The sequence below is a fragment of the Streptomyces sp. NPDC091682 genome, assembly GCF_044756625.1.
Classification (GTDB): domain Bacteria; phylum Actinomycetota; class Actinomycetes; order Streptomycetales; family Streptomycetaceae; genus Streptomyces.
In genome coordinates, this window is the sequence record NZ_JBIVTH010000032.1 from 16,096 (window position 1) to 32,932 (window position 16,837).

A 16,837-nucleotide genomic window follows, 5' to 3' on the forward strand; every position below is an offset into this window, starting at 1 on the left:
CTTAGGCCAAGGCATTCGCATGTGTCCGGCGAATGAGAACGTAGGCTGCCCCCTATGGGAAAGAAGCGCTCGGGCGGCGGGCTCACGGGGAGCCAGCAGGCCGCCAAGTTCCTCGGAGTGTCCGTCCTCTCCGGGGTTGTACTGGCCGGCATGGCGATTCCGGCCGCAGGCGCCCTGGGCCTGGCGGCCAAGGGGACGGTCGAGGGATTCGATGAGATCCCGGCCAATCTCAAGACTCCGCCGCTGAGCCAGCGGACCACGATTCTAGACGCCGAGGGTGGCCCGATCGCCACCATCTATTCGCGCGACCGTCAGGTGGTCCCGCTCACGGCGATCTCCCCGTACATGCAGAAGGCGATCGTCGCCATCGAGGACTCGCGTTTCTACGAGCACGGTGCGGTCGACCTCAAGGGCATCCTGCGCGCGGTCAACCGCAACGCACAGGAGGGCGGCGCCGCACAGGGCGCCTCCACCCTCACCCAGCAGTACGTGAAGAACGTGTTCGTCGAAGAGGCCGGTGACGACGAGACCAAGGTGCGCGAGGCCCAGGAGAAGAGCCTCGGCCGCAAGATCCGCGAGCTGAAGTACTCGATCCAGGTCGAGGAGGAGCTCGGGAAGAAGAAGATCCTCGAGAACTACCTCAACATCACTTACTTCGGGCAGCAGGCGTACGGAATCGAATCCGCCGCCCAGCGCTACTTCAGCAAGCCGGCCAAGGACCTGACGCTGGAGGAGTCCGCGCTGCTCGCGGGCGTCGTGCAGTCGCCGAGCCGGTACGACCCGGTGAACGACGCCCAGGAGGCCACGAAGCGCCGCAACATCGTCCTGCAGCGGATGGCCGACACCAAGGACGTCTCGCAGGCGGAGGCGGACGCGGCGAAGGCCAAGCCGGTCACCCTCAAGGTGACCAAGCCGAAGAACGGTTGCATCACCGCCGTCAAGGGCGCGGGCTTCTTCTGCGACTACGTGCGCAACTCCTTCCTGACGGACCCGGCCTTCGGCAAGACGCGCGAGGAGCGGGCGAAGATCTGGAACCAGGGCGGCCTGACGGTACGCACCACCCTGGACCCCCAGTCACAGGACGCGGCCAACGAGTCGATCAAGGACCACGTCTACCAGGAGGACTCGATCGCGACGGCCGTGACCATGGTCCAGCCGGGCACCGGCCGGGTGCTGGCGATGGGGCAGTCCAAGCCGTACGGCTTCGGGAAGAACGAGACGCAGATCAACTACTCCGTGGACAAGCGGATGGGCGGCTCGAACTTCGGCTTCCAGGTCGGCTCGACCTTCAAGCCGTTCATCGCGGCGGCCGCCATAGAGCGGGGCATGCCGCCGACCAAGGTGTACCAGGCGCCGAACAAGATCGACTATCCGACGCCAATCTCCAAGTGCGACGGCACGCAGTGGCTGAACCTGCCGATCGACGGCAAGATCCAGACGGCGAAGAACGAGACCGAGGACGAGATCGGCCCGTACGCGCTGCGGACGGCGATGGAGAAGTCCATCAACACGTACTTCGTCGAGATGATCGGCGAGATCGGCCTCTGCCCGGTGACGGAGATGACGCAGAAGCTCGGCGTGGTCCCGGCCGACGGCTCCAAGCTCCCCGAAGCCCCGTCGATCGCGCTCGGCTCCGCGGAGCTCTCCCCGCTGACGATGGCCAACGCGTACGCGACCTTCGCCAACCGCGGTGTCTTCTGCACGCCCGTCGCCATCGAGTCGATCACCGACGCACACGGCAAGGCGCTCGCCGTGCCGAAGTCCAAGTGTGACCGGGCGATGTCCACCGAGACGGCCGACACCATCAACACCCTGCTGCGCGGAGTGGTTGACTCCGGTACCGGTGAGCGGGCCGGTCTCAGCGACCGCGACAGCGCCGGCAAGACCGGTACGACGGACTCCCGTTACAACGCCTGGTTCGTCGGCTACACGCCGAACGTCTCCGGCGCCGTGTGGGTCGGCTCCGGCGGCGCGAAGAAGATCACGATGGAGAACATCGTGATCGGCGGCAGGCCCTTCGACAAGGTCTTCGGTGGCGGTCTGCCCGGCCCGATCTGGAAGGACGCGGTCAGCGGCGCGCTCTCCGGCCGCGAGTCGGGGAACTTCGTCACGGTCGGCATCCCGGAGCCGACCGTCCCCTCCGGCGGCCCGCGCGGCAACAAGCCGTCCACGACCCCGACCCGGCCCGGCAAGCCCGGCGGTGACGGCAAGCCCGGCGGCCGTCCCGGCGGTCAGACCGGCGGCAACAACGGCGGGAACAACGGCGGCGCCAACGGGGGCGGCACAGGAGCCACGGGAGCCACCGGTGACGTCCAGCCGCAGCCCCCGTTCCCCGGACTGACCGAGGGCTTGATCGGCGGCCGGGACGACCAGTAGCGGTCGGCCCGCAGCAGGAGCGGAAAAAGGGGGAGGGCCCCGGCCGACACCGGCCGGGGCCCGCCCCCTTTTTCCGCTTCGCGGTCCTACGAGAGCTGCTGCTTGACGACGGCGGCGACGCGCCCGCCCTCCGCCAGCCCGGCGACCTTCGGGTTCACGATCTTCATGACGGCGCCCATGGCACGCGGCCCCTCGGCACCCGCGGCCTTGGCCTCCTCGACGGCCGCCGCCACGATCGCCACGAGCTCGTCGTCGCTGAGCTGCTTGGGCAGGTACGTGTCGAGGAACTCGCCCTCCGCGGTCTCGCGCGCGGCCTGCTCGGGACGGCCGCCCTGGGCGAAGGCCTCCGCGGCCTCGCGGCGCTTCTTCGCCTCCTTGGCGATCACCTTGAGGACTTCCTCGTCGGAGAGCACGCGCGCTTCCTTGCCCGCGACCTCCTCCTTGGTGATGGCGGAGAGGGTCAGGCGCAGCGTGGACGAGTGGAGCTCGTCGCGCGCCCTGATGGCGGTCGTGAGGTCTTCCTGGAGCTTGGCCTTGAGCGTGGTCATGCAGGTGAGTCTGCCAGGTGCGGGGGCAGTGGCGCTCATCTGTTTTGCGGGTCTGCGACGATGGGTCCATGCGTGCGCGTTACGGAGTACCCCTGAAGGCGGCTGCCGGAATCGCTGCGGTGGGGGCCGCAGGTGTGGCCTATGCCGCCGGATTCGAGGCGCGGTCCTTCCGCCTGCGCCGGGTCACGGTGCCTGTCCTTCCCCAGGGGATGCGCCCGCTGCGCGTGCTCCAGGTGTCCGACATCCACATGGTCGGCGGACAGCGCAAGAAACGTGCCTGGCTGCAGTCCTTGGCCGGCCTGCGCCCCGACTTCGTCGTGAACACCGGCGACAACCTCTCCGACACCGAGGGCATCCCCGAGCTGCTCGACGCGCTGGGGCCCCTGATGTCCTTCCCGGGCGTGTACGTCTTCGGGTCCAACGACTACTACGGGCCGCGGCTGCGCAACCCGGGGCGCTACCTGATCGAGCGGACCCAGGGCCGGCACGGGTTGAACGGCAACAAGCCGGTCGTCGGCGCCGTCCACAACCCGTGGGAGGAGATGCGGGACGCCTTCGACGCGGCCGGCTGGCTGAACCTCACCAACACCCGGGCCCGGCTGAAGTTGGACGGCCTGGAGCTGGCCTTCACCGGGCTCGACGACCCGCACATCAAGCGGGACCGCTACGCGAGCGTCGCCGGCGGCCCGGAGGCGGACGCGGACTTCTCGATGGCGGTAGTGCACGCCCCGTACCTGCGCGTCCTGGAGTCCTTCACGACCGACCGGTACCCGCTGATCCTGGCGGGCCACACCCACGGCGGACAGCTGTGCATCCCCTTCTACGGGGCGCTCGTCACCAACTGCGACCTCGACACGAAGCGGGTGAAGGGGCTCTCCACGCACGAGGCGGCGGGCAACCGCGCGTACCTGCACGTCTCGGCCGGCTGCGGCACCAACCGGTTCACTCCGGTCCGCTTCGCGTGCCCGCCGGAGGCGACGCTCCTGACGCTGACCGCGAAGGGGTAACACGTTGCGGGGATGACCACCCCGTCGCGCCCCGTCCCGGTACGGCCGTGCCCACACGATCCTGAACATGCTGGTCCTGGGCGCGGCCTTGCCCGCACTCGGCCTCGCCCTGGTCACGTCGGACCGCTTCCGCCCGACGGCCTCCCCCGGGCCCGCGGCCACTCCGCGAAAACCGGATTTCGTCTCCGGCGAGAGGTCCGCTAAAGTAATCGATGTCGCCAGGACAGCAAGTGCTGCAAGGCGGCGATCGGGGTGTAGCGCAGCTTGGCAGCGCGCTTCGTTCGGGACGAAGAGGTCGTGGGTTCAAATCCCGCCACCCCGACTTCGTAAGACCAGTTCAGGGGCCTGATCCACTCAGTGGATCAGGCCCCTGAGTGGTTTCCGGAGACTTCTCTGAAGAGTCAGCCCGGAGATCCCGGTCTACTTCCAGCGCGTGGCTGCCTGCACGAGCGCCGGCAAGTCGCGGTCGTCGACCGGCGGTCGCCGCGCGACTGGGCATCGCAGACGAAGTCCGCCAGTAGCCTTCGCGAGCTGATTGCGCCGGGGTTCCCGGCACCCAGCCGAAGATGATTAAATGTTCGATTATTACGGTTTGAACATTGTCGCACCTGTGCGCACAGATCCCCCTACGGTGGCCGGATTCGTACCCGTCGTCCTGGGGGTTTCCCATGTCTCAGCAGTTTCCGGCGCCCGGTCAGCCCCAGCCCGGGATCGGCTATCCGCCCCCGCAGCAGCCACAGAAGTCCAGCGCGGGAAAGATCGTCGGATTCTCCTGTCTGGGCATCGTGGGGTTAATCGTGCTCCTCGCCGTCGTCGGGGCGGTCCTCGGCGGTGGGAGCGGCGACAAGACGGCGAAGGAACCTTCGCCGCCAGCCGCCGCGGCGCCGGCGGACGCGCCCGGTGCCAAGCCGTCGTCCGCCGCGCCGGAGAAGAAGGCCGCGGTCGAGGTGGCGGCGAAGAAGACGCAGTTCAAGAAGAGCGTCATCGCGGGGGACGATGACTACACGAGCGTGTCGGTCACGATCACGAACAACAGCACCGACGCGATCGACGTGAACCCGCTCTACTTCGCGATCACCGATACGAACGGCACCAAGCACACGGCCGAACTCGGGGCCGACGAGAACCAGATCGCCACGGTGGAGCTCGCCCCGGGCGAGAACGTGACCGGCACGATCACCGGCAAGGGATCGTTCACCGCGAAGACCGTGACGTACACGGACGGCCTGATCGGCAAGGCCGTGCGGGCCGACCTGCCCTGACGCCCGCGGGCCGACGCACCACCTCACCCGCCGCCGTCAGTAGGGGCGGGGGGACATGATGTGCGGCTCGATGGCCGGGGCCTCGAAGATGCAGCGGGGGACGCCCGGCCCGGGTGTCGCGCGGACGGAGACCTGCGTCGGTGGATCCGTCGGCAGCTCGACGTGCACGGTCACGGGGTGGTCGTCGTGCGTCGTGGCGTGTCCGGTCTCCTTGCCGTCGACCAGTACCTCCACGACGGCGGTGTGCCCGGTCTGGACCGTGGCGCTGACCGAATGCCCGTCGTGGTCGATGTGGAAGTGATGGCGCCGACCCATGAGCTCGCCTCCCTGCGGTACCCCCTCACGACAAGCGTAGCCACACCCTCCGCACCTCACCGCTCCTCGGGGGTGGCGAGTGCGGCGAGTTCGGCCCGGGCCAGGGCGAGGAAGGCCGCGGAGGGCCGGGCCTCCACGGCCCGTGCCACGGCCAGGCCGTCGAGGTGGTCGAGGAGCGCGTCGAGGGTGGTGAAGGGGCCGACCGGGCGCAGCAGCCACAGGCGCCCCCGCGGGCGGGGCGGGAGCCCGAGCCCGGCGAGGGCGTCGTCGGCCTCGCGGTCGAGGTCCCGGAGGTCGGGCTCGGGCAGCGGGGCGCACTCCACGCCGGTGATGTGGCCGTGGCCGTCGAGGGCGGTGTCCACCGCCCAGTGGGTGGACCGGTCGGGGATCCAGGTGCGGTCCGCGGGGGGCCAGACGTACGGGAGGAACACCCAGCGCAGGTCCTCGGGGGCCGGCTCCCAGCCGAGCACCTCCAGCTCCCGCATCTCGGGCAGCCGGTCCGGCTCCAGTTCGCTGCGGCCGGTGCGGCGCAGTGCGAGCGGGTGCGGCGTTCCGTCCTCGTCCCACGACATGCGGGCACGTTATCCGACACGGTGACCGATGTGCGTGACCCGCAGCGGTGCGAAGCCCCCGTGGCACCCCCTACGACCGCATCCGCTCCAGCGGGTTCGCGGCGATCCGGTTGACCGCGCCGCCGGCCACGTACGCGGCTGCCGCGCAGTCGGGCTTGCGGGCGGCCTGGTCCTGGACCAGTGCGAGGAACGCGGCGCCGAAGTCGCCCCGGGGGTAGGCGGCGAGCAGGTCGGCCGTGAAGGCGGGATCGAACTCGGCGACGCGCAGGCCCGAGACGTCCGCGCTCGTCCCGACCTGCAGCAGGTGGCTCTCCACGTCCTCGGCCGCGCTCACGTCGTCCCGCATGTGCAGGACGATGACCTCCTCGGCGCGCGCCCGGCGGGCCGCCGGCCAGCCCAGGCCCGCCGTCAGGACGCGCGCGACATGACCGCCCGCCTCCTCGAAGGGCAGGGTGTGGCTGTCGAAGGGGGCGGTCAGACCCAGATCGTGCAGCAGGGCGCTGACGTAGAGGAGTTCCGCGTCGTACGCCAGCCCGTGCTGCTCCGCGTACCGGGCGCCGAAGGCGTAGGAGCGGACCGAGTGGTTCAGCAGGGTCGGGTCCGCGTACTCCGCGGCGATCTCGTGGGCGGCGCGGGCCGATGCGGTGTCAAGTGTCCACGTCTTCATGGGGCGTCAGCGTAGGCGGCGGCTGAAGTCGATCTCGGACGGGGGCTCCCCCGGCCAGTTCAGCCGGGTCGGGGCGGGCGGGGTCTCGGCGAGGACGGTCCCGCGCGAGACGACGTACCGCGGGCGGACCTGGCGGCGGATCGCCTCCTCGGGCGACGGGGCCGGGAGCAACACGAAGGAGGCGGGGGCACCCGCGGTGATGCCGTACTCCGTCTCGGCGAGGCCGAGCACCCGCGCCGCGCGCTCCGTCACCATCGAGAAGGCCAGCGGGATCTCGTCGGCGCCGGTGAGCTGGGCGGCGTACAGCCCGACGAGGGCGGTCTGCAGCGGGTTGGCGGTGCCCAGCGCGTTCCAGGGGTCCATCACGTCGTCGTGGCCGAAGGCGACGTTGACCCCGGCCGCCAGCATCTCCTTGACCTGGGTGAGTCCGCGCCGTTTGGGATAGGCGTCGAAGCGGCCCTGGAGGCCCAGGTTGGCGAAGGGGTTGGAGACCAGGTTGATGCCGGAGCGGGCGAGCAGGCGCTGGAGTTTGAAGCTGTACGCGCCGTTGTAGGAGCCCATGGCCGTCGTGTGCGAGGCGGTGGCGCGCCCGCGCAGTCCCGAGCGCAGGGCGAGGGTGGCCAGCACCTCCACGAAGCGGGACTGCTCGTCGTCGATCTCGTCGCAGTGCGCGTCCACCCGCAGGCCGTGCTCCTCGGCCAGCGCGAAGGCCGTGCGCAGCGAGGCGAGGCCGTCCTCACGGGTGTCCTCGAAGTGCGGGATCGCACCGACGACGTCCGCCCCGCGGGCGACGGCCTCGCGCATCAGCCCCTCGCCGCCCGGGAAGGAGACGATGCCCTCCTGCGGGAAGGCCACGATCTGCAGGGTCATGAAGTCCCGCACCCGGTCGCGCACCTCCAGCAGCGCCTCGAGCGCGGTGAGGTCCGGGTCGGTGACGTCGCAGTGGGTCCGCACGTGCAGCACCCCGTGGGCGGCCTGCCAGCGCAGCACCTCGGTGGCCCGCGCGACCACGTCCGCGCGGGTCAGGGTCCGTTTGCGTTCGCTCCAGCAGGCGATGCCCTCCCAGAGGGTGCCGGAGGCGTTGGGGCGGGGCTCGCCAACGGTCAGCGCCGTGTCGAGGTGGATGTGCGGCTCGACGAAGGGGGGCGCGAGCAGGCCGCCGTGGGCCTCGATGAGGATGCCGGTGACCGGTGGTTCCTTCTGATCGTCGTACGGAATGACCCGCGCGATGCGGCCGTCCTCCGCGACCTCGACGTCGGACAGGCCGTGGGTGTGCAGCAGCCGGGCGCCCCGGACGATCATCCGCATGGCGCCAGCCTAGACAGCCCCTTCGCCGGAGCGGGTCTAGCCGCGCTTGGCCTGGGCCTTCTGCTGCATGCCGCGCGTCTTCGCGGCGGTGCTGTGGACGTCCCGGACCGCGGCCTTGGCACGGGCCTCGGCGGCCGTGTTCTTGGCCAGCGCGCGCTCGGAGTCCTGGTGGCTGTGGTGGCCGGTGCGGGCCTTCTTGGCCATGATCGTTCCTCCTCGGACGGAACGGCCGACGCGTTCCACTGTGCGCCCGTTCCGAGCGGTCGGCATCCCGGGGAGCGCTGCTCCCGGACCGCTGCGGACACAATGGGGCTCATGACCAGCGACAGTGAGATGACCCCCGACATGCCCGACTGGGAGAAGCGGTTCCGGGCTCCGCGCGTCGGGCTCCCCGACTGGGCCGAGGACGCCCCGGACCGTTCGCTCTTCGTGTCCAACGCGACCGGGACCTACGAGCTCTACGCGTGGGACCGCGCCACCGGCGAGCAGCGGCAGGCCACGGACCGCCCCAACGGCACCACCGACGGAACCCTCTCCCCCGACGGCGAGTGGATCTGGTGGTTCTCCGACACCGACGGCGACGAGTTCGGCACGTGGCTGCGCCAGCCCTTCGGGGGCGGCCCCGACGAGCCGGCCACCCCGGGCCTGGAGCCCTCGTACCCCGCCGGGCTGGCCATCGGGCGGGACGGGACGGCCGTCGTGGGGCGCTGCACCGACGAGGACGGCTCGACGGTCCACGTGGTCCGGCCGGACGGCTCCGCGCCCACCGTGATCTACCGGCACCGGGAGTCGGCCGGCGTCGGCGACCTGTCCCGCGACGGAACGCTGGTGGCCGTCGAGCACACCGAGCACGGCGACGCGATGCACTCCGCCCTGCGCGTCCTGACCTTGGACGGGACCACCGTCGCCGAGCTGGACGATTCCCTGGGCGGGTCGAAGGAGCTGGGCCTGGAGGTCCTCGGTTTCGCGCCGGTCGCGGGTGACACCCGGCTGCTCGTCGGCCACCAGCGGCGCGGCCGCTGGGAGCCGATGGTGTGGGACGTGGCCACCGGCGCCGAGCAGGAGCTCGCGATCGACCTGCCGGGCGACGTCAGCGCCGAGTGGTACCCGGACGGGTCCGCGCTGCTGGTCGCGCACAGCTTCGAGGCGCGCAGCGAGCTGTGGCGCTACGACCTGGCCGCTCGGGAGCTCGTACGCGTGGACACGCCCGCGGGGTCGGTGTCGGGGGCCACCGCGCGCCCCGACGGGACGGTGGAGTACCTGTGGTCCTCGGCCGCCGAGCCCTCGGCGGTACGGTCCACCGCGGGCGGGATCGTCCTGGACCCGCCCGGTTTCCGGGCGCCCGGCTCGGTACCGGTCGAGGACGTGTGGGTGGAGGGCCCGGGCGGGCGGATCCACGCGCTCGCGCAGCGGCCGACGGGCCACGGCGAGGGCCCCTTCCCGACGGTCTTCGAGATCCACGGTGGGCCGACCTGGCACGACAGCGACTCCTTCGCGTCGGCCCCGGCGGCCTGGCTGGACCACGGCTTCGCCGTGGTGCGGGTCAACTACCGCGGCTCGACGGGGTACGGCCGCGAGTGGACCGACGCCCTCAAGCACCGGGTCGGGCTGATCGAGCTGGAGGACATCGCGGCGGTCCGGGAGTGGGCGGTCGCCTCCGGCCTCGCGGACCCGGCCCGCACGGTGCTGTCGGGCGGTTCCTGGGGCGGGTACCTGACGCTGCTGGGCCTGGGCACGCAGCCCGGAGCCTGGGCCGTGGGCCTGGCCGCCGTACCGGTCGCGGACTACGTGACGGCGTACCACGACGAGATGGAGGCGTTGAAAGCACTGGACCGCACCCTTTTCGGCGGTACGCCGGAGGAGGTCCCGGACCGCTTCGAGGCGTCCTCGCCGCTGACGTACGTGGACGCCGTGCGGGCGCCGGTCCACATCGCGGCCGGCGTGAACGACCCGCGCTGCCCGATCCGCCAGATCGACAACTACGTGGACCGACTCGCCGCGCGCGGGGCGGTGCACGAGGTGTACCGGTACGACGCCGGTCACGGTTCGCTGGTGGTGGAGGAGCGGATCAAGCAGGTCCGGATGGAGTTGGAGTTCGCGCTGAAGCACCTGCCGCACTGACCCTGCGGGAGGGCGACCGGTGCACCCCCCGTACGGTGGTGGGGTGCACCGGTTTCTCCTGACCCCGCGCTGGTGGGGGATCAACGTCTTCGTCGCGCTCGCCGTTCCCTTCTGCCTGTTCATGGGGTCGTGGCAGCTCGGCCGGTTCGAGGACCGCGTCGACAGCCACCGGGAAGCGGGCGCGGAGCGGCCGGTCGACCAGGTGGCCGCACCCCTGGACTCGCTGCTTCCGGTCGACAAGACGACCTCCGGACGGCTGGCCTCCACGGCCGGGGAGTACGGCGATCAGCTGCTGGTGCCCGAGCGACGGCTGGACGGTCGGTCCGGGTTCTACGTGCTGACGCTGTTGAAGACCGACTCCGGCAAGTCCGTCCCGGTGGTCCGGGGCTGGCTGCCGGGGGTCGCGGATCCCGCGAAGGCGCCGGTCCCGCCGACCGGCCGGGTCGAGGTCAGCGGCGCGCTGCAGGCCTCGGAGAACGCCGGCACGAAGGGGGTCCACTCCCAGGGCGGGCTGCCGGCCGGGCAGCTCGGGGTGATCAGCGCGGCCTCGCTGGTCAACATCGTCCCGTACGACCTGTACGACGCCTGGCTGACCGTGCAGACCCCGTCGGAGGGCATGGTTCCGGTGCCCGCGCAGGCGCCCACCAACACCGGGCTCGACCTGAAGGCCTTCCAGAACCTCGGCTACACCGGCGAGTGGTTCGTCTTCGTCGCCTTCGTGCTCTTCATGTGGTTCCGGCTCTACCGTCGCGAGGTGGAGACCATCCGCGACGCCGAGGCGGGCCTGCTGGAGCCCGCCGCGCGCTAGCCCTGCCGTCCCCGTCCGGGACGGCGTCTCCGGGCGGCGTCTCCGGGCGGCGTCTCCGGGGCAGCGTCTCGCGGCACGCCCCGAGCAGCGTCTCGCTAGGACAGCGGGATCGCGCCCGTCCGGTAGACCGTTCCGCCGCAGGCCTCGGGGATCGTCGTCCGCGTGGTCGTGGCGCCCGACTGCGGGGTGTGCGAGACGGCCACGCCGCCCGGGGCCGGGGAGGCGCCCGCCTGCGGTTCGACGGCCGGTCCGCTCCCCGTGCCGCCCGCGGCGCCCGCCGGCTCGGTCTGCGGGGACTTCGCGCCCGTGTCCGTGTTCGCCGGTGCGCAGGTCCGCCCCGACGGCACCCACGCGAAGCGGACCTCGTACGCCGTGTTCGGGGGGAGCACCAGCGCCGGAGCCGCCGCCGCCGGGTCGGGCAGCAGGCCGGTCGCCGGATCGCCCGCCGTGTGGCCGACCACGGCGACCCCGGGGCCCGTGCCGGCCCCGGTACCGGGCGCCGCGGCCGCCGTCAGCGTGTCCTGTCCGTTGACCGAGCAGCCCTGCGCCGAGACGTTGGTGACCCGGAAGCTGCCGTACACCCTGCCGTCGGTCTCCGGGGCCCGGGCCGAACCCACCACCCCGAGCTGGTCCGCTCCGCACCCGGGCACTCCCGGCGCCGCGACCGGCGGCAGCGGGCCCGAGCCCGCCGCCGAGCCGCCGGTACCGGCCGGTCCGGCGGAGGTCCCGGCGCCCGACGGGCCTACCGTCAGACCGTTCGCCGACGGGCCCGCCGTGGCGTTCGGCTGCCCGGTGCCCCCGCCCGCGGACGGAACCTCACCGAAGGGGTCGGTCGCCCTCGGCAGGGAACCGAAGCCGTTCTGGTGCGGGTTGGAGGCCGGCGAGTCGTGCTTGTCGCCCGTGGACTCGCCGTGCCCGGCCATCGCCGGGTGGTCCGGGGCCGCGCCCTCGGCAGCGGACAGGTGCAGTGCGGCCGGGATCGCCGTCCCGGCGAGCAGCACGGCCGCGGCGGCGCCGACGAGGGCGGCCCGGCGGTTGCGGGTCCGGCGCGCGGGGACGGCGTCGCGCAGTCGCTCCAGCGCGTCCGCGGAGGGCTGCAGGCCCTCGACGGCCCCGCGCAGGAGGACGCGCAGTTCTTCTTCCCCGCTCGCCCCGCCCGGCGGTGTGTGGTCGTCCATCATGACTGCGCAGCCTCCATCGCCACCCGCAGCGCGGCAATGCCCCGCGATCCGTACGCCTTCACCGAACCGAGCGATATGCCGAGCGTCTCGGCGACCTGGGCCTCCGTCATGTCGGCGAAGTAGCGCAGTACCAGCACCTCGCGCTGGCGGCGTTGCAGTCCGCGCATCGCCCTGATCAGATCGTCCCGCTCCAGCTGGTCGTACGCGCCCTCTTCGGCGCTGGCCATGTCCGGCATCGGCTTCGAGAGCAGCTTGAGGCCGAGGATGCGGCGGCGCAGTGCGGACCGCGAGAGGTTCACGACGGTCTGGCGCAGGTACGCCAGGGTCTTCTCCCGGTCGCGGACCCGGTTCCGGGCGGAGTGCACCCGGATGAAGGCCTCTTGGACCACGTCCTCGCAGGAGGCGGTGTCGTCGAGGAGCAGCGCTGCCAGGCCCAGGAGCGAGCGGTAGTGCGCCTGGTAGGTCGCGGTGAGGTGGTCGACGGTGGTGCCGGCCACCACCTCGGCCGTCTCGGCCGTCTCGGCTGCCTCAGCCGTCTCGACCGCCTCGCTCTTGCTGCTCCCGTCCGTCTCAGCGCTGTCGCGCGGCGCGGGCACGAGACCGCCCCGGATCGGTACGGAGGTCCGCGCGGGCGCGGCCGACGGTCCCGCTGGGGGCCCCGCCGGCGGGACGGGAACGATCACGGGAAAACCGCCACCGGGCGTGCGAGGACCCCGGCGCGACGGGATGATCCCGATCTGCGCCGGCCGGACGGCCGGGTCGAGCAGTGTGTCTGCCACGCCGGTTGGACACGCGTCCCCCCATCAGGGTTGTACGCGCGAGGCGGCCTCACCAGCAAAATCCCTATTGCCCTCATGCGCACCCGCTCTTCCCGATTGCCCCGTCTTTATCGAGACGGCAGTCGGGCCATCACCTTGATCAAGGGATCAGCACCGATCCTACAAAGCGAATTACGCAAATTCACCTGCGATCAGTTCCGCAATCTGTGTGGCATTCAGCGCTGCGCCCTTGCGGAGATTGTCGGCGCACACGAAGAACTCCAGGGCGTGACGGTCGTCGAGCGAGGCCCGCACCCGCCCCACCCAAGCAGGATCCGTCCCGGCGGCGTCCACGGGGGTGGGGAACTCCCCGGCCGCCGGGTCGTCCACGAGCACCACGCCGGGCGCGGCCTCCAGGATCTCCCGGGCGTGCACGGCCTCCACCTCGCGCTCGAAGCGGGCCCGCACCGTCAGCGAATGCCCGGTCAGCACGGGCACCTGGACGCAGGTCACCGACACCGGGAGCTGCTCCAGCTCCAGGATCCGGCGCGTCTCCCCGCGTACCGCCAGCTCGTGCGAGGACCAGCCGTCCGCGCGCAGCTCGCCCGACCAGGGCACGACGTTGAGGGCGAGCGGGGCCGCGAAGGGGCCGGTGTCCTCGCCCACGGCACGGCGGACGTCACCGGGCTGCTCGCCCAGGGAGGTCCCGGCGACCAGCGACTGCTGGCGGCGCAGCACCTCGGAACCGGCCCGACCGGCGGCGCTCGCGGCCTGGTACGAGGAGACGACCAGGTCGCAGAGGGAGTACTCGGAGTGCAGCGCGCCCAGGGCCGCGATCATGGTGGCGGTCACGCAGTCCGGGCCGGCGATGATCCCGCGCGGCCGGATCCGTGCGGCGTGCCCGTTGACCTCGGGCACGACCAACGGGACCTCGGGGTCCTCCCGGAAGGCGGCGGACAGGTCGATGACGACCGAGCCGCGCGTGGTGACCACGGGGGCCCACCGGGCCGAGACGTCGGCCGGGGTGAGGAAGAGGGCGACGTCGCCCGGTCCGAGGCCGTCGAAGGCGTCCTCGGTGAGGGCGATCACCTCGGTCTCCTCCGCGCGGACGGCCAGCATGCGGCCGGCCGAGCGCGCGGAGGCGATCAGGCGGATCTCGCCCCAGACGTCGGCCCGCTGGGACAGCATCTGGAGCAGGACCGAACCGACTGCTCCGGTCGCCCCGACCACGGCGAGTGCCGGGCCGGAGGACCGGGTGCGGGTCATCGTCCGGTGCCTCCGTAGACGACCGCTTCGGCGCTGTCGGAGTCGAGGCCGAAGGCCGTGTGCACGGCGCGGACGGCTTCGTTGACGTCGTCCTGGCGGGTGACGACCGAGATGCGGATCTCGGAGGTCGAGATCAGCTCGATGTTCACGCCCGCGTCGGACAGCGCCTGGAAGAAGGATGCGGTGACGCCCGGGTTCGTCTTCATGCCCGCGCCGACCAGGGAGATCTTGCCGATCTGGTCGTCGTAGCGCAGGGAGTCGAAGCCGATCGCGCCCTTCGCCTTCTCCAGCGCCTCGATGGCCTTGTGACCCTCGGCCTTGGGGAGCGTGAAGGAGATGTCCGTGAGGCCCGTGGAGGCCGCGGAGACGTTCTGCACGATCATGTCGATGTTGATCTCGGCGTCCGCGATGGCGCGGAAGATCGCCGCGGCCTCGCCCGGCTTGTCCGGGACACCGACGACCGTGATCTTGGCTTCGGAGACGTCGTGCGCGACTCCGGAGATGATGGCGTGCTCCACCTGCGCGTCCCCTTGCGGATTCTCGTTGCTGACCCAGGTGCCCGGCAGTCCGGAGAAGGACGAGCGGACGTGGATCGGAATGTTGTAGCGGCGCGCGTACTCGACGCAACGGTGCAGCAGCACCTTGGAACCGGAGGCCGCGAGCTCCAGCATGTCCTCGGAGGAGATCCAGTCGATCTTCTTGGCCTTCTTCACGACGCGGGGGTCCGCGGTGAAGACGCCGTCGACGTCGGTGTAGATCTCGCACACCTCGGCGTCCAGCGCCGCGGCGAGCGCGACGGCGGTGGTGTCCGAGCCGCCCCGGCCGAGGGTGGTGATGTCCTTGGAGTCCGCGGACACCCCCTGGAAGCCCGCGACGATGGCGATGTTGCCCTCGTCCAGCGCGGTGCGGATCCGGCCCGGCGTGACATCGATGATGCGCGCTTTGTTGTGGACCGAGTCGGTGATCACGCCTGCCTGGCTACCGGTGAACGACTGGGCCTCGTGGCCCAGGTTTTTGATCGCCATGGCCAGCAGGGCCATGGAGATCCGCTCCCCGGCGGTCAGCAGCATGTCGAATTCGCGTCCGGCAGGCATCGGCGATACCTGCTCGGCGAGATCGATCAACTCGTCCGTCGTGTCGCCCATCGCGGAAACCACGACGACCACCTGGTGGCCGTTCTTCTTGGCATCCACGATCCGCTTGGCGACGCGCTTGATGCCCTCGGCATCGGCTACGGAGGAGCCTCCGTACTTCTGCACGACAAGGCCCACGTGCGCTCCTCGCTCAGTCCGTCTCATTGCTGGTGCAGTGTAACGAGCGACCGGGATCCGACCGCCTCGTACCACATCATGAGACGAGAAGATCAGAGAATGAGTTCCTGGTCCGGCCGCTGCGTTCGCTCAGGTGCGGCCGAGGCCGCCGAGCTCCTCGGCCATCACCTTTCCGGCCTGTTCCGCGAGGTCGTCCTCGGCCAGGTCCTCGTCCGTGTCCAGGCCGTCCAGCGCCGCCAGCGGCTGGTCCAGACGTACATGGGCCACCAGCGACTGCAGTGCGCGCAGGGTCGCCGAGGCCGTCGGACCCCAGTTGGTGAAGTACGAGAACTGCCACCACCACAGCGCCTCGGTGGTCCGCCCCGCCCGGTAGTGCGCCAGCCCGTGCCGCAGGTCCGCGACCACGTCGGCCAGGTCGTCGGAGATCCGGTGCGCGACCGGGGCCTTGCGCGGCTCGTAGGGGTCGAAGACCTCCGAGTACACGTCGACCGGCTCCAGCATGTAGGCGAACCGCTCGCGCAGCTCGTCGACGTCCGGCTCCGGTCCGAGGTCGGGCTCGTAGCGCTCGTCGGGCAGCACGTCCTGGTACGCGCCCAGCCGACCGCCCGCCAGCAGCAGCTGGGACACCTCCAGGAGGAGGAAGGGCACCGCGCTGTCCGGGTCCTCGCCCTTGGCCACTTCGGTGACCGCGACGATGAAGGACTCGATCTGGTCCGAGATCTGGACGGCGAAGTCGTCCGGATCCTGACCCAGGGCGTGCAGCGTTGCGTCAGACATCGAGAAGTCGCCTTCCTTCAAAGGCCCGCCCGAGCGTGACCTCGTCCGCGTACTCCAGATCTCCCCCGACGGGGAGTCCGCTGGCCAGGCGGGTGACCTTCAGGCCCATGGGCTTGATCATGCGGGCGAGGTAGGTGGCCGTCGCCTCGCCCTCCAGGTTCGGGTCGGTGGCGAGGATCAGCTCGGTCACCTCGCCGTCCGCCAGGCGCGCCAACAGCTCGCGGATGCGCAGGTCGTCGGGGCCGACGCCTTCGATCGGGCTGATCGCGCCGCCGAGGACGTGGTACTTCCCCCGGAACTCGCGCGTCCGCTCGATCGCGACGACGTCCTTCGGCTCCTCGACGACACAGATGACCGTGGTGTCCCGGCGCGGGTCGCGGCAGATGCCGCACCGCTCCTCCTGTGCCACGTTCCCGCAGACCGCGCAGAACCGGACCTTGTCCTTGACCTCCAGCAGCGCGTGCGCGAGGCGGCGGACGTCGGTGGGTTCGGCCTGCAGGATGTGGAAGGCGATCCGCTGCGCGCTCTTGGGCCCGACGCCGGGCAGCCTGCCCAGTTCGTCGATCAGGTCCTGAACCACGCCTTCGTACAACGGACTGC

General features: G+C 71.2%; 17 protein-coding genes and 1 tRNA gene. 6 read left to right on the forward strand and 12 right to left on the reverse strand.

Translation table 11 applies throughout. From position 1 onward, the window contains the following. Positions 1-54: 54 nt before the first annotated feature. The gene (locus ACIQK6_RS39455) at positions 55-2,376 is read left to right on the forward strand and encodes a transglycosylase domain-containing protein (RefSeq protein WP_329099909.1); all 2,322 of its coding nucleotides are present in this window, start codon (positions 55-57) and stop codon (positions 2,374-2,376) included. Positions 2,377-2,462: 86 nt separating this feature from the next. Here ACIQK6_RS39455 and ACIQK6_RS39460 read toward each other — a convergent pair whose 3' ends face one another. Continuing rightward, entirely contained in the window at positions 2,463-2,924 is a 462-nt protein-coding gene (locus tag ACIQK6_RS39460; protein WP_030009270.1) for a GatB/YqeY domain-containing protein, read from the reverse strand. 68 nt (positions 2,925-2,992) lie between these two features. On the opposite strand from ACIQK6_RS39460, the gene ACIQK6_RS39465 reads away from it, so the two are divergent. The 3 genes from ACIQK6_RS39465 to ACIQK6_RS39475 all read left to right on the forward strand — a co-directional run bounded on the left by ACIQK6_RS39465 (position 2,993) and on the right by ACIQK6_RS39475 (position 5,193). After that, complete coding sequence (locus tag ACIQK6_RS39465) at positions 2,993-3,931, forward strand: metallophosphoesterase (RefSeq protein WP_329099910.1); 939 nt, start codon at positions 2,993-2,995, stop codon at positions 3,929-3,931. Positions 3,932-4,179: 248 nt separating this feature from the next. Then, positions 4,180-4,253: transfer RNA gene (locus ACIQK6_RS39470), tRNA-Pro, on the forward strand. Between the two features lie 346 nt (positions 4,254-4,599). Continuing rightward, the gene (locus ACIQK6_RS39475) at positions 4,600-5,193 is read left to right on the forward strand and encodes a DUF4352 domain-containing protein (protein WP_329099911.1); all 594 of its coding nucleotides are present in this window, start codon (positions 4,600-4,602) and stop codon (positions 5,191-5,193) included. 36 nt (positions 5,194-5,229) lie between these two features. Here the strand turns inward: ACIQK6_RS39475 and ACIQK6_RS39480 are convergent, their stop codons facing one another. From ACIQK6_RS39480 to ACIQK6_RS39500, 5 genes are all read right to left on the reverse strand, one after another. After that, positions 5,230-5,508, reverse strand: a complete 279-nt coding sequence (locus ACIQK6_RS39480) for a hypothetical protein (protein ID WP_189743857.1) — start codon at positions 5,506-5,508, stop codon at positions 5,230-5,232. 56 nt (positions 5,509-5,564) lie between these two features. Beyond that, on the reverse strand, positions 5,565-6,080 hold the full coding sequence (locus ACIQK6_RS39485) for a DUF5956 family protein (protein ID WP_329099912.1): 516 nt from the start codon (positions 6,078-6,080) through the stop codon (positions 5,565-5,567). A 70-nt stretch (positions 6,081-6,150) separates the two neighbouring features. Then, entirely contained in the window at positions 6,151-6,747 is a 597-nt protein-coding gene (locus ACIQK6_RS39490; protein ID WP_329099913.1) for an HD domain-containing protein, read from the reverse strand. A 6-nt stretch (positions 6,748-6,753) separates the two neighbouring features. Continuing rightward, complete coding sequence (codA, locus tag ACIQK6_RS39495) at positions 6,754-8,055, reverse strand: cytosine deaminase (protein ID WP_329099914.1); 1,302 nt, start codon at positions 8,053-8,055, stop codon at positions 6,754-6,756. A gap of 36 nt (positions 8,056-8,091) precedes the next feature. Then, positions 8,092-8,259 (reverse strand): hypothetical protein, encoded by a 168-nt coding sequence (locus tag ACIQK6_RS39500; RefSeq protein WP_301368538.1) that lies wholly within the window; start codon positions 8,257-8,259, stop codon positions 8,092-8,094. Positions 8,260-8,370: 111 nt separating this feature from the next. Between ACIQK6_RS39500 and ACIQK6_RS39505 the strand changes: the two genes are divergently transcribed. After that, positions 8,371-10,176, forward strand: coding sequence for a prolyl oligopeptidase family serine peptidase (locus ACIQK6_RS39505; protein WP_329099915.1), 1,806 nt, complete (start codon positions 8,371-8,373; stop codon positions 10,174-10,176). Positions 10,177-10,219: 43 nt separating this feature from the next. Continuing rightward, positions 10,220-10,984 carry an SURF1 family protein gene (locus ACIQK6_RS39510; protein ID WP_329099916.1) on the forward strand — a complete coding sequence of 255 codons (765 nt, stop codon included), beginning with the start codon at positions 10,220-10,222 and terminating at the stop codon, positions 10,982-10,984. A gap of 95 nt (positions 10,985-11,079) precedes the next feature. On the opposite strand, the gene ACIQK6_RS39515 is transcribed toward ACIQK6_RS39510, so the two are convergent. The 6 genes from ACIQK6_RS39515 to recR all read right to left on the reverse strand — a co-directional run bounded on the left by ACIQK6_RS39515 (position 11,080) and on the right by recR (position 16,829). Further along, a complete protein-coding gene (locus ACIQK6_RS39515) occupies positions 11,080-12,165 on the reverse strand; it encodes a hypothetical protein (protein ID WP_402697266.1) in 1,086 nt (361 codons plus the stop codon). Further along, on the reverse strand, positions 12,162-12,761 hold the full coding sequence (locus ACIQK6_RS39520) for a SigE family RNA polymerase sigma factor (protein WP_402697267.1): 600 nt from the start codon (positions 12,759-12,761) through the stop codon (positions 12,162-12,164). The genes ACIQK6_RS39515 and ACIQK6_RS39520 overlap by 4 nt, the downstream gene beginning before the upstream one ends. Before the next feature lie 354 nt (positions 12,762-13,115). Next, the gene (locus ACIQK6_RS39525; RefSeq protein WP_329099918.1) at positions 13,116-14,189 is read right to left on the reverse strand and encodes an aspartate-semialdehyde dehydrogenase; all 1,074 of its coding nucleotides are present in this window, start codon (positions 14,187-14,189) and stop codon (positions 13,116-13,118) included. Then, entirely contained in the window at positions 14,186-15,460 is a 1,275-nt protein-coding gene (locus ACIQK6_RS39530) for an aspartate kinase (protein WP_030755832.1), read from the reverse strand. Before ACIQK6_RS39530 ends, ACIQK6_RS39525 begins: the two co-directional genes overlap by 4 nt. Before the next feature lie 129 nt (positions 15,461-15,589). Continuing rightward, entirely contained in the window at positions 15,590-16,237 is a 648-nt protein-coding gene (locus ACIQK6_RS39535) for a DUF5063 domain-containing protein (RefSeq protein ID WP_329099919.1), read from the reverse strand. After that, complete coding sequence (gene recR / locus ACIQK6_RS39540) at positions 16,230-16,829, reverse strand: recombination mediator RecR (RefSeq protein ID WP_030010802.1); 600 nt, start codon at positions 16,827-16,829, stop codon at positions 16,230-16,232. Before recR ends, ACIQK6_RS39535 begins: the two co-directional genes overlap by 8 nt. Positions 16,830-16,837 lie beyond the last annotated feature (8 nt).

Coding starts and splice junctions, on each gene's coding strand:
- ACIQK6_RS39480 (WP_189743857.1), bottom strand. CDS start 5,508: ATGGGTCGGCGCCATCACTTCCACATCGACCACGACGGGCATTCGGTC.
- ACIQK6_RS39465 (WP_329099910.1), top strand. CDS start 2,993: ATGCGTGCGCGTTACGGAGTACCCCTGAAGGCGGCTGCCGGAATCGCT.
- ACIQK6_RS39460 (WP_030009270.1), bottom strand. CDS start 2,924: ATGACCACGCTCAAGGCCAAGCTCCAGGAAGACCTCACGACCGCCATC.
- ACIQK6_RS39535 (WP_329099919.1), bottom strand. CDS start 16,237: ATGTCTGACGCAACGCTGCACGCCCTGGGTCAGGATCCGGACGACTTC.
- ACIQK6_RS39525 (WP_329099918.1), bottom strand. CDS start 14,189: ATGACCCGCACCCGGTCCTCCGGCCCGGCACTCGCCGTGGTCGGGGCG.
- ACIQK6_RS39490 (WP_329099913.1), bottom strand. CDS start 6,747: ATGAAGACGTGGACACTTGACACCGCATCGGCCCGCGCCGCCCACGAG.
- ACIQK6_RS39515 (WP_402697266.1), bottom strand. CDS start 12,165: ATGATGGACGACCACACACCGCCGGGCGGGGCGAGCGGGGAAGAAGAA.
- ACIQK6_RS39500 (WP_301368538.1), bottom strand. CDS start 8,259: ATGGCCAAGAAGGCCCGCACCGGCCACCACAGCCACCAGGACTCCGAG.
- ACIQK6_RS39455 (WP_329099909.1), top strand. CDS start 55: ATGGGAAAGAAGCGCTCGGGCGGCGGGCTCACGGGGAGCCAGCAGGCC.
- codA (WP_329099914.1), bottom strand. CDS start 8,055: ATGCGGATGATCGTCCGGGGCGCCCGGCTGCTGCACACCCACGGCCTG.
- ACIQK6_RS39485 (WP_329099912.1), bottom strand. CDS start 6,080: ATGTCGTGGGACGAGGACGGAACGCCGCACCCGCTCGCACTGCGCCGC.
- ACIQK6_RS39505 (WP_329099915.1), top strand. CDS start 8,371: ATGACCAGCGACAGTGAGATGACCCCCGACATGCCCGACTGGGAGAAG.
- ACIQK6_RS39475 (WP_329099911.1), top strand. CDS start 4,600: ATGTCTCAGCAGTTTCCGGCGCCCGGTCAGCCCCAGCCCGGGATCGGC.